Annotated in this window: 13 protein-coding genes; all 13 read left to right on the plus strand. The window is 73.8% G+C overall.

The features are described 5' to 3' along the window. Positions 1-16 precede the first annotated feature (16 nt). Positions 17-445: a division/cell wall cluster transcriptional repressor MraZ gene (gene mraZ, locus K8W59_RS05790; protein ID WP_223397900.1), complete on the plus strand. Its 429-nt coding sequence runs from the start codon at positions 17-19 to the stop codon at positions 443-445. Positions 446-651: 206 nt separating this feature from the next. Continuing rightward, complete coding sequence (locus K8W59_RS05795) at positions 652-807, plus strand: hypothetical protein (protein WP_223397902.1); 156 nt, start codon at positions 652-654, stop codon at positions 805-807. A gap of 12 nt (positions 808-819) precedes the next feature. Continuing rightward, positions 820-1,794 carry a 16S rRNA (cytosine(1402)-N(4))-methyltransferase RsmH gene (rsmH, locus tag K8W59_RS05800; RefSeq protein ID WP_223397903.1) on the plus strand — a complete coding sequence of 325 codons (975 nt, stop codon included), beginning with the start codon at positions 820-822 and terminating at the stop codon, positions 1,792-1,794. Beyond that, on the plus strand, positions 1,791-2,336 hold the full coding sequence (locus K8W59_RS05805; RefSeq protein ID WP_223397904.1) for a hypothetical protein: 546 nt from the start codon (positions 1,791-1,793) through the stop codon (positions 2,334-2,336). The genes rsmH and K8W59_RS05805 overlap by 4 nt, the downstream gene beginning before the upstream one ends. Positions 2,337-2,411: 75 nt before the next feature. After that, complete coding sequence (locus K8W59_RS05810; RefSeq protein WP_223397905.1) at positions 2,412-4,217, plus strand: peptidoglycan D,D-transpeptidase FtsI family protein; 1,806 nt, start codon at positions 2,412-2,414, stop codon at positions 4,215-4,217. 9 nt (positions 4,218-4,226) lie between these two features. Then, positions 4,227-5,777 carry a UDP-N-acetylmuramoyl-L-alanyl-D-glutamate--2,6-diaminopimelate ligase gene (locus tag K8W59_RS05815; RefSeq protein ID WP_449866985.1) on the plus strand — a complete coding sequence of 517 codons (1,551 nt, stop codon included), beginning with the start codon at positions 4,227-4,229 and terminating at the stop codon, positions 5,775-5,777. Then, on the plus strand, positions 5,774-7,180 hold the full coding sequence (locus tag K8W59_RS05820; RefSeq protein ID WP_223397906.1) for a UDP-N-acetylmuramoyl-tripeptide--D-alanyl-D-alanine ligase: 1,407 nt from the start codon (positions 5,774-5,776) through the stop codon (positions 7,178-7,180). Before K8W59_RS05815 ends, K8W59_RS05820 begins: the two co-directional genes overlap by 4 nt. 103 nt (positions 7,181-7,283) lie before the next feature. Next, positions 7,284-8,378 carry a phospho-N-acetylmuramoyl-pentapeptide-transferase gene (gene mraY, locus K8W59_RS05825; RefSeq protein WP_223397907.1) on the plus strand — a complete coding sequence of 365 codons (1,095 nt, stop codon included), beginning with the start codon at positions 7,284-7,286 and terminating at the stop codon, positions 8,376-8,378. Further along, on the plus strand, positions 8,354-9,832 hold the full coding sequence (gene murD, locus K8W59_RS05830; RefSeq protein WP_397195975.1) for a UDP-N-acetylmuramoyl-L-alanine--D-glutamate ligase: 1,479 nt from the start codon (positions 8,354-8,356) through the stop codon (positions 9,830-9,832). Before mraY ends, murD begins: the two co-directional genes overlap by 25 nt. A gap of 28 nt (positions 9,833-9,860) precedes the next feature. Further along, complete coding sequence (gene ftsW / locus K8W59_RS05835) at positions 9,861-11,129, plus strand: putative lipid II flippase FtsW (protein ID WP_223397910.1); 1,269 nt, start codon at positions 9,861-9,863, stop codon at positions 11,127-11,129. A 38-nt stretch (positions 11,130-11,167) separates the two neighbouring features. After that, the gene (gene murG, locus K8W59_RS05840; protein WP_223397911.1) at positions 11,168-12,238 is read left to right on the plus strand and encodes an undecaprenyldiphospho-muramoylpentapeptide beta-N-acetylglucosaminyltransferase; all 1,071 of its coding nucleotides are present in this window, start codon (positions 11,168-11,170) and stop codon (positions 12,236-12,238) included. Beyond that, positions 12,235-13,656, plus strand: coding sequence for a UDP-N-acetylmuramate--L-alanine ligase (gene murC, locus K8W59_RS05845; protein WP_223397913.1), 1,422 nt, complete (start codon positions 12,235-12,237; stop codon positions 13,654-13,656). The genes murG and murC overlap by 4 nt, the downstream gene beginning before the upstream one ends. Next, a complete protein-coding gene (locus K8W59_RS05850; protein ID WP_223399744.1) occupies positions 13,656-14,396 on the plus strand; it encodes a cell division protein FtsQ/DivIB in 741 nt (246 codons plus the stop codon). The genes murC and K8W59_RS05850 overlap by 1 nt, the downstream gene beginning before the upstream one ends. Positions 14,397-14,491: the final 95 nt, after the last annotated feature.

Raw genomic sequence — 14,491 nt, forward strand, 5'->3', positions numbered from 1 at the left:
CGGTGGGAGGTGCCCGATGTTCACCGGCACCTACACCCCGAAGCTGGACGAGAAGGGCCGCCTCTTCCTCCCGGCGAAGTTCCGCGACGAGCTGGAGGAGGGGTTGATGGTCACGCGTGGGCAGGAGCGCTGCCTGGCGATCTACTCCCTGTCCACGTTCGAGGAGCAGGCCGAGCGCCTGCGCCAGGCCTCGTTCACCAACAAGGCCATCCGCGGCTACGCCCGGATGTTCGGCTCCGGGGCCTTCCAGGAGAAGCCGGACAAGCAGGGGCGGATCACCATCGCGCCGCTGCTGAGGGAGTACGCCGGCCTCACCAAGGACGTCGTGGTCATCGGCTCGGTCAACCAGATCGAGATCTGGGACCCGACGAAGTGGCAGGAGTACCTCACCGAGCAGGAGGAGGCCTTCTCCGACCTCAGCGAGGAGATCTTCCCCGGCATCTGAGCCGCAGCAGCTCCACCGAACTGAACAGCCGGACGTCCGACCAGGTCTCGTGCCCGCTCACGAGCGTCGGTCATCTGGGACACCTTCCCCGGTTCCAGAGGACCCTTCCCACCGCTCGGCGAGCGGGCAGGGACCTGACCGGACGTCCTCCACCACATCGCACCACCGCCCGCACCGACGAGCTTGGAAGACATGGGGTCGAGTCCATGAGCACCACACCCGTATCCGCCACCGGCACGATCCGGCCGGTCCGACGGGTCCGCCACCAGGCCCGCGAGTCCCTCGCGGTGATGGCCTTCTCCGCGGGCGCGTCCGGCCTCCTGGCCGGCGGGCTCCTCCTGCTCACCCTGCTGGCACGGTAGGCGGCCGGATCCATGGTCGACGCCCGCCACGTCCCGGTCCTGCTGGACCGGGTCGTCGCGCTTCTCGCGCCCGCCCTCGACGAGGAGGGTGCCGTCCTGGTCGACGCCACCCTCGGTCTGGGCGGGCACAGCGAGGCGGTGCTCGCCCGCTGCGAGCTGGCCCGCGTGGTCGGCATCGACCGGGACCCCGAGGCGCTGCGACGCGCGGGGGAGCGGCTGGCCGGCTTCGGCGACCGGTTCACCGCGGTGCACGCGGTGTACGACGAGATCCCGGCCGTGCTCGACGAGCTCGGCCTGGCGTCGGTCCGCGGCGTGCTCTTCGACCTCGGTGTCTCCTCCATGCAGCTCGACGTCCCCGAGCGCGGCTTCGCCTACGCCGTCGACGCGCCCTTGGACATGCGGATGGACGGCAGCACCGGCCCCACCGCCGCCGACGTGCTCAACGACTACTCCGTGGGCGACCTGACCCGGGTGCTCTCGACCTACGGCGAGGAGCGCTTCGCCCGGCGGATCGCCCAGGCGATCGTCCGCGAGCGGGAGCGTGAGCCGTTCAGCACCTCCGCGCGGCTGGTCGCCCTGCTCTACGACACCATCCCCGCGCCGGCCCGGCGCACCGGCGGCCACCCCGCCAAGCGCACCTTCCAGGCGCTGCGGATGGAGGTCAACGACGAGCTGGCCGTGCTGCGCCGCGCGCTGCCGGCGGCGATCGACGCCATCTCCGTCGGCGGACGGGTCGTCGTGGAGTCCTACCACTCCCTGGAGGACCGCCTGGTGAAGCAGGCCTTCGCCGAGGCGAGCAGCAGCGACGTACCCCCCGACCTGCCGGTGGTCCCCGAGGACCGCCAGCCCACCTGCCGGGTGATCACCCGCGGCGCCGAGCGCGCCGACGACGCGGAGATCGCCGCGAACCCCCGCGCCGCCTCGGTCCGGCTGCGCGCCCTCGAACGTGTCCGTCCCGTCCGCACCACCACAGGAGCCGCCCGATGAGCAGTCCCGCCGTCCAGGTCCGCCGAGCCCTCCGCCCCAGCGCCCCCGCGCTCGCCAAGGCGCGGCTGCGGGTGGTGCCGCTGCGTCGCGCCCGCGCCCCGCGGATGCCCTTCGTCGCGCTGGTCACGCTGCTGCTCGTCGGCGGTGTGGTGGGACTGCTGATGTTCAACACCTCGATGCAGCAGGCCTCGTTCGCGGCCACCGCCCTGGACGAGCAGGCGACCGCGCTCAACGAGCGGCAGCAGACCCTGGAGATGGAGCTGGAGCAGATGCGCGACCCGCAGCGGGTCGCGCGGGCCGCGCAGGACCTCGGCATGGTGGTGCCGGGCAACGCGGGATACATCCAGCCCGACGGCTCCATCCGCGGCAAGGCGACCCCGGCCGACGGCACCCTGCCGCTGCGGCTGGCCCCGCGTCCCGCCGTACGGCCCAAGGTGCTGGACCCGGCTCCGGTCGTGGCGGAGGGCTCCTCGCTGGACCGGGCGTCGGAGAAGTCGCAACGCGCTGACCGGGGCCCGGCGAGCCAGCGCGGGAACGACTGACCGAACGGGTAGAAACAAGACGTCCCACCGGCCTCGTCCGCACCGTCCGCCACCGCCCTCGACCCCGGAGCCACCGTGCCGAACCCGCGCCCGCGCCGCCCCCGCACCAGTCGCCGCCTCCGGCGCGGCTCGCCGTTGCTGAGGATGCGGATCGGGTTCCTGGTCATCGCCTTCGTGCTCTCGATCTTCGGCGCCCGGCTCTTCCAGCTGCAGGCCCTGGACTCGCGCGCGTACGCCGACATGGCGGCCGCCGAGGGTGCGGTCAAGCTCACGCTCCCGGCCCGCCGCGGGGAGATCCTGGACCGCAACGGCCTGCCGCTCGCGTCCTCCCAGGACGCCCTCATGGTGGTCGCGGACCCGTCCAAGACCAAGGCCAACGCCGCCGAGCTCGCGACCTTCCTGGCCAAGGAGCTCCAGCTGGACTACTTCGACCTCCTGAGCCGGCTGCAGCGCACCGACACCCGGTTCCAGTACATCGCCCGCCGGGTGCCCGCCACCATCGCGACCAAGGTCGTGAACCGCGCCGAGGACAAGGGCTGGCTCGGGCTCGACACCCGCTGGGACCCCGCCCGGACCTACCCCGCCAAGGACGTCGCGGCGAACATCGTGGGCTTCCTCGGCACCCCCGACCCCCGCTCCGGCACCCGCCCCCTGGCCGGGATGGAGCTGCAGTTCAACAAGCGGCTCTCCGGCAAGGACGGCTCGGAGCAGTACCAGGTCGGCGCCGGCAACCGGATCCCGCTGGGCGACTCGACCACGGTGGACCCGGTCGACGGCAAGGACCTGAGCCTGACCGTCGACCAGGACCTGCAGTGGTACGTCCAGCGGGTGCTGCGGCAGTCGGTGGAGGACACCCGCTCGCTCTCCGGGGCCGCGCTGGTGATGGACACCCGCACCGGCGAGCTGCTCGCGATGGCCGACTACCCGACGTACGACGCGACCAAGCCGCTGGAGTCCGACGAGGACGACCTCGGCTCCCGCGCCGTCTCCGAGTCCTACGAGCCCGGCTCGGTGGAGAAGGCGCTCACCTTCGCCTCGCTGCTGGACGCCGGCAAGGTCACCCCCGAGACCCGCTTCAAGGTGCCCGGCCGGCTCGACCGGCAGGACAGCCCGATCAAGGACTGGTTCGAGCACGGCATGATCCGGCTCACCGCCACCGGCGTCCTGGCGCAGTCCTCCAACATCGGCACGGTGCTGGCCGCGGACGCGCTGTCGGGCCCCCAGCTCAACGACTACCTCCGCGCGTTCGGCCTCGGCGAGAAGTCCGGCCTGGGCGTGCGGGGCGAGACCGCGGGCATCATCCCCTCCGGCGTGGAGCAGACGCCCCAGATCAAGGACCGGATGGCGTTCGGCCAGTCGATGTCGACCAGCGCGGTGCAGATGACCGCGGCGATCAACACCATCGCCAACGGCGGGAAGTACGTCAGCCCCAGCCTGATCAAGGGCAGCGCCACCACCGACTCCGGTCGGCAGGTAGGCACCGACACGACGACCACCCGCCAGGTGGTCAGCGAGCGGGCCGCCGAGCAGACCGCGCAGATGATGGAGAAGGTCATCGACCCCGAGGACGGCGTCGCGCCCGGCGCGGCCGTGCCGGGATACCGGGTGGCCGGCAAGACCGGAACCTCGCAGCGGGTCGGCGAGTCCGGGACCTACGACGGCACCTACTCGATGTCCTTCGCCGGGTTCGCGCCCGCCGACGAGCCCCGGTTCACCGTCTACGTCGTCCTGCACGCGCCCGAGGTCGAGGGCGGCGGCGGCTCGCTGGCCGGCCCGATCTTCAGCAAGGTGATGGGCTTCGCGCTGCGTCGCTACGGGGTCGAGCCGACCGGCACGAAGCCCCCGGACCTGCCCGTGGAGTGGACTCCCCGTGACCGCTAGCCTCGCCGCGTGACCGAGCCCGACGCCACGCCACCGGAGCGCCCCGCCGACCCGGCCGGCGCCACGGTGGAGCAGCTGGCCGCCCTCCTGCGCGAGCAGGGCGACGACGTGACGCTCGCCGGCGACGGCGCCACCCGGGTCACCGGCGTCACGCTCAGCTCCCAGCGGGTGCGCCCCGGGGACCTCTACGCCGCCCTGCCCGGGGCCCGGGCCCACGGCATCGCCTATGCCGACGACGCGCTCTCCTCCGGGGCGGTCGCGGTCCTCACCGACGCCGACGGCGCGAGCCGCCTCGGGACCGACGTCCCCGCGCTCGTCGTACCCCACCCGCGGGCGGCCCTGGGCGGGCTGGCCGCGCGCGTCTACGCCGAGCCCGCGGCCCGGCTGCGCATGATCGGCGTGACCGGCACCCAGGGCAAGACCACCACCACCCGGCTCGCCGAGGGCGCGCTGGAGGCCGCCGGGGTGCCCGCGGCGGTGGTCGGCACGGTCGGGACGAGGATCCGCGGCCGGGAGGTGCGCACCCAGCTCACCACCCCGGAGGCGCCGGACCTGCACGGCCTGTTCGCCCGGATGGTCGAGGAGGGCGTGCGCGCCTGCGCCATGGAGGTGTCCAGCCACGCGCTGGTGATGGGCCGGGTGGACGGGGTCGTCTTCGACGTCGCGGTCTTCACCAACCTGGGGCGCGACCACCTGGACTTCCACGCCGACGAGGAGGACTACTTCCAGGCCAAGGCCTCGCTGTTCACCCCCCGGCGGGCGCGGCTCGGCCTGGTCAACGCCGACGACGAGCACGGCCGGCGGCTGATGGGCGAGGCGACGATCCCGCTGCGGACCTTCTCCGCGACCGGGACCGACGCCGACTGGCGGGTCGAGGACGTGACGCTGACCGCCGCCGGGTCGACCTTCACCGTCGTCACCCCGGAGGGGCGTCGACTCCCGAGCGGGGTCCCGCTGGCGGGGGACTTCAACGTCGCCAACGCGCTCGCGGCGATCGCCGCCTGCGGCGAGGCCGGCCTGGACGCCGAGGCGGTGGCCGCGGCGATGGCCGCCGGGGGAGGCGTGCCCGGTCGGTTGGAGCGGGTGGACGCCGGGCAGGACTTCGAGGTGGTCGTCGACTACGCCCACAAGCCGGATGCGGTGCGCGCGGCGCTGTCCACCCTGCGCCCGCTGACCGAGGGGGCGCTGATCGTGGTGATCGGCGCCGGCGGCGAGCGCGACCCGGGCAAGCGCCCGCTGATGGGACGGATCGCCGCCGAGCTCGCCGACGTCGTGGTCGTGACCGACGACAACCCGCGCTCGGAGGAGCCCGCCGCGATCCGACGCGAGCTGCTCGCCGGGGCCGAGGGCGGCGCGGCCGAGGTCCTGGAGGTGGGCGGCCGGCGGGAGGCGATCCGCGCGGCGCTCGCTCGCGCACGTGCCGGCGACATCGTGCTGGTGGCCGGCAAGGGCCACGAGACCGGTCAGGAGGTCGACGGCGTGGTGCACCCCTTCGACGACCGGGTCGTGGTGGCAGAGGAGCTGACGGCCCTGGAGGGCCGCGGAGGGAGTACGTCGTGATCCCGCTGACCCTGGCCCAGCTGCGCGACGCGACCGGGGCGGACCTGGTCGGCCCCGCCGGCGCCGAGACGACCGTGGTCGACGGGGTGGTCTCCACCGACTCCCGCGAGGTGGGGCCGGGCGGCCTGTTCGTGGCCCGGCGCGGCGAGCATGCCGACGGTCACGACTTCGCCCCCGCGGCGGTCGCTGCCGGCGCTGTGGCGGTGCTCGGCGAGCGTCCCTTCGAGGGCGTGCCCACCCTGGTCTCCGAGGACGTGCAGGCCGCCTTCGGCCGCGTGGCCCGGACCGTGATCGACCACGCCGACGACCTCGCGGTGGTCGGCGTCACCGGCTCGTCGGGCAAGACGACGGTCAAGGACCTGCTGGCCACCGTGCTGGCCACGGCCGCGCCCACCGTGGCGCCGGTGAACTCCTTCAACGGCGAGATCGGCGTGCCGCTCACCGTGTGCCGGGTCACGGGGGAGACCCGCTTCCTGGTGGTGGAGATGGGCGCCCGCGGGATCGGGCACCTGGACTACCTCACCGCGATCGCGCCGCCGCAGGTGGCGGTGGTGCTCAACGTCGGGCACGCCCACGTCGGCGAGTTCGGCTCGGTGGAGAACATCGCCCGCGCCAAGTCCGAGCTGCCGCGTGCCCTGGCCCCGACCGGCCTCGCGGTCCTCAACCGCGACGACCCGCTCGTCACCGCGATGGCCGACGGGCTGGACGCCCGGGTGCTCTTCGTCGGCGAGCACGAGGAGGCGGACCTGCGCGCCGTCGACGTCCGGCTCGACGAGCGCGGGCGGGCGTCGTACTCCCTGCGCGGCGAGGGCGTCGAGGCGGAGGTGCGGCTGGCCCAGCCCGGCCGCCACCAGGTCGGCAACTCGCTGTCGGTGATCGCCGTGGCGCTCGAGCTCGGCCTCCCGCTGCCGCAGGTGGTCGAGGCGCTCGCCGCGGCCGGCCCGGTGAGCCGCTGGCGGATGGAGGTGACCGACCGGCCCGACGGGGTCACCGTGGTCAACGACGCCTACAACGCCAACCCCGACTCCGTGCGGGCCGCGCTGGCGGCCCTCGCCGCGATGCGCGCCGACGGTCGCCGCGTCGCCGTACTCGGCGGCATGCTCGAGCTGGGGGAGACCGAGGCCGAGCAGCACCGTGAGGTGGGCGCCGCGGCCGCCGACGAGGGCGTCGACCTGCTGGTGGGGGTGGGCGAGCTGGCCCGCGACATCGTGGCGGGGTACGACGACGCCGGCGGCGGCAGGAGCCGCTGGGTGACCGACATCGACGCCGCCCACCCGCTCCTCGAGGAGCTGCTGGAGCCGGGCGACGTGGTCCTGCTCAAGTCCAGTCGCGACTCCGGGCTGCGCTGGCTGGGGGACCGGCTCGCGGGCTCCGGCGACGATCCCGAGGCGCCGCGCCGGTGAGGGGTGGGGGCGCCGCTCCGGCGGCCCCGGTAGGCAACAATGGGCCGGCTGGCCGCGGCCGTGTGCCGTCCGTACGTTCCGAGACCCAGGAGGACCCAGGGCGATGAAGGCGATCCTCATCGCAGGAGCCATCGCGTTGCTCGTGTCCCTGCTCGGCACCCGGGTCGCCATCACGACGCTGTCGCGGCGCGGCTACGGCCAGGAGGTCCGCGACGACGGGCCCACCACCCACCACGTCAAGCGGGGGACGCCCACCATGGGCGGGCTGGTGATCATCCTGGCCACGGTGATCGGCTACTCCGCGGCCAAGCTGTTCTCCCTGAAGCACCCCTCGGCCTCCGCCCTGCTGCTGCTCTTCCTCTTCGTCGGCTGCGGCCTGGTGGGCTTCCTCGACGACTTCATCAAGATCGTCCGCCAACGCAGCCTCGGCCTGCGCAGCGGCGCAAAGATGGTCGGGCAGACCGCCGTGGCGATCACCTTCGGGATGCTCGCGCTCTCGCCGTGGCTGGAGGACGAGAACGGCCGCCGGCCCGCCTCGCACTCCATCTCCTTCCTCCGTGACATCCAATGGCTGCCGGCGCTGCCGACCGTGCTCGCGGTCATCCTGATCTGGCTGATCGTCTCCGGCACCTCGAACGCGGTGAACCTCACCGACGGGCTCGACGGGCTCGCCGCGGGGGCCTCGACCATGGTCTTCGGTGCCTACATGCTGGTGAACATCTGGCAGAACAACCAGGCCTGCGTGAACACCGGCGGCCCCAAGTGCTACGACGTACGAGATCCGCTCGACCTGGCCGTGGTCGCCGCCGCCATCACGGGGGCGTGCTTCGGCTTCCTGTGGTGGAACGCCTCGCCCGCGCAGATCTTCATGGGCGACACCGGGTCGCTGGCGCTCGGCGGCGCACTGGCCGGCCTGGCGATCCTCACCCGCACCGAGCTGCTGCTGGTGATCCTCGGCGGCCTGTTCGTGATGGTCACCATGTCGGTGATGATCCAGGTGAGCTTCTTCAAGATCACCCGGAAGCTGACCGGCACCGGCAAACGGGTCTTCCGGATGACGCCGATCCACCACCACTTCGAGATGCTGGGCTGGGAGCAGGTGACCGTGGTCATCCGCTTCTGGATCATCACCGGGCTCTGCGTGGCGGTGGGCCTGGGCATCTTCTACGCCGACTGGGTCGTGGGAGCCGCGACGTGAGCGGCGTCGACGTCGAGACCCTGGGCCGGCGCAGCGACTGGTCCGACGTCCGCGCGGTGGTCGCCGGCTTCGGCGTCTCCGGCTTCGCCGCCGCCGACAACCTGCTCTTCCTCGGCGCCGACGTGACGGCGCTGGACGACCGGGCCACCCCGGAGAAGGAGGAGAAGGCGCAGCTGTTGGAGAGCCTCGGGGCGCGGATCCGGCTCGAGCCCGGCGCGACCTCGACCCTCCCGGAGCCGGCCGACCTGCTGGTCGTCTCACCGGGCTGGCGGCCCGACCACCCGCTGCTGCAGCAGGCGGCCGAGCGCGGCGTGCCCGTGTGGGGCGAGGTCGAGCTGGCCTGGCGGCTTCGCGACCCGGACAACGCGGCTCCGTGGCTGGGCGTCACCGGCACGAACGGCAAGACCACCACGGTCCAGATGCTCGACTCGATCCTGCGCGCGGCCGGCCTGCGCAGTGCCGCGGTCGGCAACGTCGGCCGGCCGATCGTCGAGGCCGTCATGGACCCCGAGCCCTACGACGTCTTCGCCGTGGAGCTCTCCAGCTTCCAGCTGCACTACGCCTCCAGCTTCGCCTGCGAGTCCGCGGTCGTGCTCAACATCGCCGAGGACCACCTGGACTGGTACGGCGACCCCGCGGACTACGCCGCCGACAAGGGACGCATCTACCACGACGTCAGCAGGGCCTGCGTCTACAACGTCGCCGACCCCGCGACCGAGCAACTGGTCCGCGACGCCGAGGTGGTCGAGGGCGCCCGGGCCGTGGGGTTCACCCTGGGCATGCCGGCGGTCGGGCAGCTCGGTCTGGTCGAGGACATCCTGGCCGACCGCGCCTTCCTCGCCGAGCGCTACACCACCGCCGCCGAGCTGTGCACCGTGGACGACCTGGCCTCCCCGGCGCCGCACTTCGTCGCCAACGCGCTGGCCGCGGCCGCCCTGGCCCGGGCCCACGGGGTCTCCCAGCAGGCGGTCCGCGACGGGCTGCGCTCCTTCCGACCCGACGGCCACCGGATCGCCGAGGTCGCCACGGTCGACGGCGTCACCTGGGTCGACGACTCCAAGGCCACCAACCCGCATGCCGCCGCCTCCTCGCTCCAGGGCTACGACCCGGTGGTGTGGGTGGCCGGCGGGCTGGCCAAGGGCGCCCACTTCGACGACCTCGTGCAGCAGGTCGCCGGCCGGCTGCGCGGGGTGGTCCTGCTGGGTCAGGACCGGCATGTGATCGCCGAGGCTCTTGCGCGACACGCCCCCGATGTCCGGGTCATCGACACCGGCGCGGGCGAGACTGGTGAGCCCATGGACCTGGTCGTCGCCGCGGCCGCCGAGCTCGCCCAGCCGGGCGACACGGTGCTCCTGGCGCCGGGCTGTGCGTCCATGGACATGTTCACCGACTACGGCGCCCGCGGGGACGCGTTCGCGGCCGCCGTACTCCGCAGGACGCAGCACGAGGACTGAGCCGGACCACCCGGGAGGAACGGAGCCCATGACCGACCTGGCACCGCCGCGGCCCTCCGCTCCCGCCGCGCGGTCCACGTCGTCCGGGTCGCCGGCACGCCGACCGGGTCCGCTCGGCTGGCTGGACCTGCTGCGCGAGGCGCTGAACCGGCCGCTGGCCAACTACTACATGCTGCTGGTGGCGTCCTCGATGCTGCTGGTGATCGGGCTGATCATGGTGGCCAGCTCCTCCAGCGTCTTCGCCTACGAGTCCACCGGGAACTCCTACTCCGTGGTCCTGCGCCAGGTGACCTGGGTGATCCTCGGGCTGCCGTGCGCCTGGGTCGCCTCGCGCCTGCCCTATGCCTGGATCCGCCGGCTGGCCTACCCGGCCTACGCGTTCGCGCTGGTCCTGCTGCTGCTCACCTGGCAGTTCGGCACCGTGGTCAACGGCAACCAGAACTGGCTGGTCCTGGGGCCGGTCCGGATCCAGCCGGCGGAGATCGCCAAGCTGGCGCTGGTGCTGTGGGCCGCGCACGTCTACGCGCATAAGGAGCGGGCGCTGGGCCGGCTGCACCACATCATGGTGCCGGTGATCCCGGGGTTCGTGCTCGCCACCGGCCTGGTGGTGATCGGCCGCGACCTCGGCACCGCGCTGGTCTTCTTCGGCATCCTGCTCGGCCTCCTGTGGGCGGTGGGCGCGCCCGCCCGGCTCTTCGCGCTTGCCGCGCTGGTGATCAGCAGCGCGGCGCTCTTCCTGGCCACGACCAGCAGCGAGCGGCGCGAGCGACTGATGGGGTTCACCGACCCGCTGAAGGACTTCAACGACTCCGGCTGGCAGCCGGCCCACGGCCTGTTCGCCCTCTCCAGCGGCGGCTGGTTCGGCGAGGGCATCGGCGCCTCCCGGCAGAAGTGGGGCAACAGCCTGGGCCAGGCCGCGCACACCGACTTCATCTTCGCCGTGCTGGGGGAGGAGCTGGGCCTGGTCGGCGCGCTGCTGGTCGTCGGGCTCTTCCTCACCATCGCCTTCGCCGCCATCCGGGTCGCCACGCACACCGCGGACCCGTTCGTGCGCTACCTGTGCTTCGGCATCGTGGTGTGGCTGCTGGGCCAGATGATCATCAACGTCGGCATGGTGCTCGCCCTGCTGCCGGTGATCGGCATCCCGCTGCCGCTGGTCTCCTACGGCGGGTCCGCCCTGCTCCCGTCCCTCGTCGCCCTGGGCCTGCTCGTCGGTGCCGCGCGCCGCGAGCCGGCCGCCGCCCGTGCCCTGGCCGCGCGCCGGCGCACCCGCTCCGCCGGGCTGGCGGGGCGCTGACCGGGCGGCGACCCCGCGGACTCTAGGCTGGCCCGGTCATGCGCGTACTCCTCGCCGGCGGCGGCACCGCCGGACACACCTCACCGCTGCTCGCGACCGCCGACGCCCTCACCCGGCTCGCGCCCGACACCGAGGTCACCTGCCTCGGGACGCCGCGCGGGCTGGAGACCCGGGTCGTTCCCGAGGCGGGGTACCCGCTGGAGCTGATCCCGCCGGTGCCCCTCCCGCGATCGGTCTCGGCGGACCTGCTGCGCGTCCCCGGCCGGCTGCGGGCCGCCGTACGCGACACGCTCGCCGTCGTCGACCGGGTGCGCCCCGACGTGGTGGTGGGGTACGGCGGCTACGTCTCGGTGCCCGCCTACCTGGCCGCCCGCCGCCGCGGCGTGCCGGTCGTCGTGCACGAGCAGAACGCCCTGCCCGGGCTGGGGAACCGGCTGGGCGCCCGGGTCGCGGCCCGGGTCGCGGTCAGCTTCCCCGACACCCCGCTGCCGAAGGCCGAGTTCGTCGGGCTGCCGATCCGCCGGATGATCTCCACCCTGGACCGCGGCGCCCTGCGGGCCGAGGCGCGGGCCGGGTTCGGGCTGGACCCGGACCGGCCGACGCTGCTGGTCACCGGCGGCTCCCAGGGCGCGCGCCGGCTCAACCAGGCGGTCTCCGGTGCGGCCGCCGCGCTCGCCGACGCAGGTGTCCAGGTCCTGCACGTCGTCGGTCCCAAGGGCGAGGCGGACCCCGAGCGCACGGGCGTGCCCTACGTCGTGCTGCCCTACGTCGACCGGATGGACCTCGCCTACGCCGCCGCCGACCTGGTCGTGTGCCGCGGCGGGGCGAGCTCGGTCACCGAGGCCGCGGCCGTCGGGCTGCCCGCGGTGTTCGTCCCGCTGCCCATCGGCAACGGGGAGCAGGCGATGAACGCCAAGCCCGTCGTCGACGCCGGCGGCGGCCTGATGGTCGACGACGCCGACCTCACCTCGCAGTGGGTCGCCGGGACCGTCCCGGGGCTGGCCACCGACGCCGGCCGGCTGGCCGCCATGAGCACGGCCGCCTCGTCGCTGATCCGCCGCGACGCCGACGAGGTGCTGGCCCGGATGGTGCTGGAGCAGGCCTCGTGAGGATCCCCGTCCCGGACGAGATCCCCGCCGCCGACGAGCTGGGGACCGTCCACTTCGTCGGCATCGGCGGCGCCGGCCTGTCCGCGATCGCCCGGATCATGGCCGCCCGGGGCATCACCGTGACCGGCTCCGACGACAACGACACCCCCTTCCTCCCCGCGCTGCGCGAGCTGGGCGTCACCTGCCACCTCGGCTACGACGCCGCGCACCTGGGCGACGCGGACACCGTGGTCGTGACCACCGCGGCCCGCGAGGACAACCCGGAGTACGTCGCCGCGCTGCAGCGCGGGCTCCGCGTGTGGCCGCGCTCGGCCGGGCTCGCCTCGGTGATGGCGGGCAGCAGCGTGCTGGCCGTGGCCGGCACCCACGGCAAGACCACCACCACGGGCCTGCTCACCGTCGCGCTGCGGCACTGCGGGGCGGACCCGACGTACGCCGTCGGCGGGGTGCTCGCCGCGACCGGGCGCAATGCCGACGCCGGCAGCGGTGAGTGGTTCGTCGCGGAGGCGGACGAGAGCGACGGGGCCTTCCTGGTCTACCGGCCGCACGCCGCCGTGGTGACCAACGTCGAGGCCGACCACCTCGACGTGTGGGGGACCCCCGAGGCCTACCACGCGGCCTTCGAGGACTTCCTCGACCGGATCGAGCCGGACGGCTTCCTGGTCTGCTGCGTCGACGACCCCGGCGCCGCCGCGCTGGCCGCGACCGCCCGCGAGCGGGGGATCGAGACCCTCGCGGTGGGCACCGGCGGCGACGCGGAGCTGCGCGCCACCGATCTGGCCTTCGAGGGCACCACGTCCTCGTTCACCGTCGAGCGCGCCGGGGAGGAGCTGGGCCGGGTCCGGTTGCAGATCCCGGGGGAGCACTACGTGCTCGACGCGCTCGCCGCTCTGGCCACGGGGCTGCGTCTCGGCCTTCCCTTCGACGGCCTGGCCGAGGGTCTGGGCGCCTTCGGGGGCTCCGGCCGCCGGATGGAGCTCAAGGGCGAGGCCGGCGGTGTCCGGGTCTTCGACTCCTACGCCCACGCGCCTGCGGAGATCGCCGGGGACCTGCGCGCCGCCCGCGGGATCGCCGGCGACGGCCGGGTCGTCGCGGCCTTCCAGCCCCATCTGGTCTCCCGCACCCGGCTGTTCGGCGAGCAGATGGGCGCGGCGCTGGGCGCCGCCGACGAGGTGGTGGTGCTGGACGTCTATCTCGCCCGCGAGGACGCCGACCCCGAGGTGACCGGCCACCTGGTGGCCGACGCCGTACCGCTGGGGGCGGAGCACGTCCGCTTCGAGGCCGACTTCGACGCCGTACCCTCCCTCCTCGCCGATCTGGCTCGCTCCGGCGACGTCGTGCTGACCCTGGGTGCGGGAACGATCACCGAGCTCGCCCCCCGCGTCGTGGACCTCCTCGAGGAACGGGGGGAATCGTGATGGCGTGGCGTGGCAAGGACCCCTCGCGGCGCACCCGCCGCCGCTTCGCCCGGCGGCAGTGGGCGCGGCGCTGGCTGACCTGGAAGTGGGTGCTCGGCCTGCTGCTGGTGGTCGCCGTCGCGGGCTTCGGCATCTGGCTGCTGTGGTTCTCCACGATCCTGACCGCCAAGAACGTGACCGTCACCGGCACCGGCTACCTCTCCGCGAAGGAGATCCGCGAGGCCGCCGCCGTCCCCCGGGGCGAGCAGCTGGTCCGGCTCGACGTCGGTGCGGTGCGCTCGCGGGTGGCGGCGCTGGCGGCCGTGGAGGACGTCGAGGTACGCCGGGTCTGGCCGGACCGGGTGCGGATCGACATCGACGAGCGGGACCCGGTCGCCGTGATCGACATCGCCGGGGAGATCCGCGGCATCGACGGGGACGGCGTGGTGTTCCGGGCGTACCCCTCCAAGCCGCGGAACCTGCCGCTGGTCCAGGCCGGGCCCGGCGCCCGCGACGAGGCGATCACCGAGTCCGCCCGGGTGGTGTCCGCGATGCCGGCCGGGCTGGCCCGGCGGGTGGACCATGTCGAGGTCGAGACCGTCGACGAGATCTCCCTGGTGCTGCGCGACGGGCGCACCGTGACCTGGGGGAGTGCTGAGAAGTCCGAGGAGAAGGCCCGCGTGCTGGAGGCGCTGCTGAAGGAGCAGCCCGCCAAGGAGTACGACGTCAGCGTCCCCGGGCTGCCCACCTCCCGCGGCTGACCTGTGGCAGCCCCGCCGTCCGCCGTACGCGCACTCTCTCCTCGCTGGCGCCCGACCATTTCCCAGGTAGTCGTGCCGTAGCGTCGCCGTACCTG

The organism is Nocardioides rotundus (genome assembly GCF_019931675.1).
GTDB classification, from domain to species: domain Bacteria; phylum Actinomycetota; class Actinomycetes; order Propionibacteriales; family Nocardioidaceae; genus Nocardioides; species Nocardioides rotundus.

Excerpts from the sequence above, each read along its gene's own strand:
- mraZ (WP_223397900.1), top strand. The coding sequence starts at position 17 with ATGTTCACCGGCACCTACACCCCGAAGCTGGACGAGAAGGGCCGCCTC.
- murG (WP_223397911.1), top strand. The coding sequence starts at position 11,168 with ATGCGCGTACTCCTCGCCGGCGGCGGCACCGCCGGACACACCTCACCG.
- K8W59_RS05795 (WP_223397902.1), top strand. The coding sequence starts at position 652 with ATGAGCACCACACCCGTATCCGCCACCGGCACGATCCGGCCGGTCCGA.
- K8W59_RS05805 (WP_223397904.1), top strand. The coding sequence starts at position 1,791 with ATGAGCAGTCCCGCCGTCCAGGTCCGCCGAGCCCTCCGCCCCAGCGCC.
- ftsW (WP_223397910.1), top strand. The coding sequence starts at position 9,861 with ATGACCGACCTGGCACCGCCGCGGCCCTCCGCTCCCGCCGCGCGGTCC.
- rsmH (WP_223397903.1), top strand. The coding sequence starts at position 820 with ATGGTCGACGCCCGCCACGTCCCGGTCCTGCTGGACCGGGTCGTCGCG.
- mraY (WP_223397907.1), top strand. The coding sequence starts at position 7,284 with ATGAAGGCGATCCTCATCGCAGGAGCCATCGCGTTGCTCGTGTCCCTG.
- K8W59_RS05850 (WP_223399744.1), top strand. The coding sequence starts at position 13,656 with ATGGCGTGGCGTGGCAAGGACCCCTCGCGGCGCACCCGCCGCCGCTTC.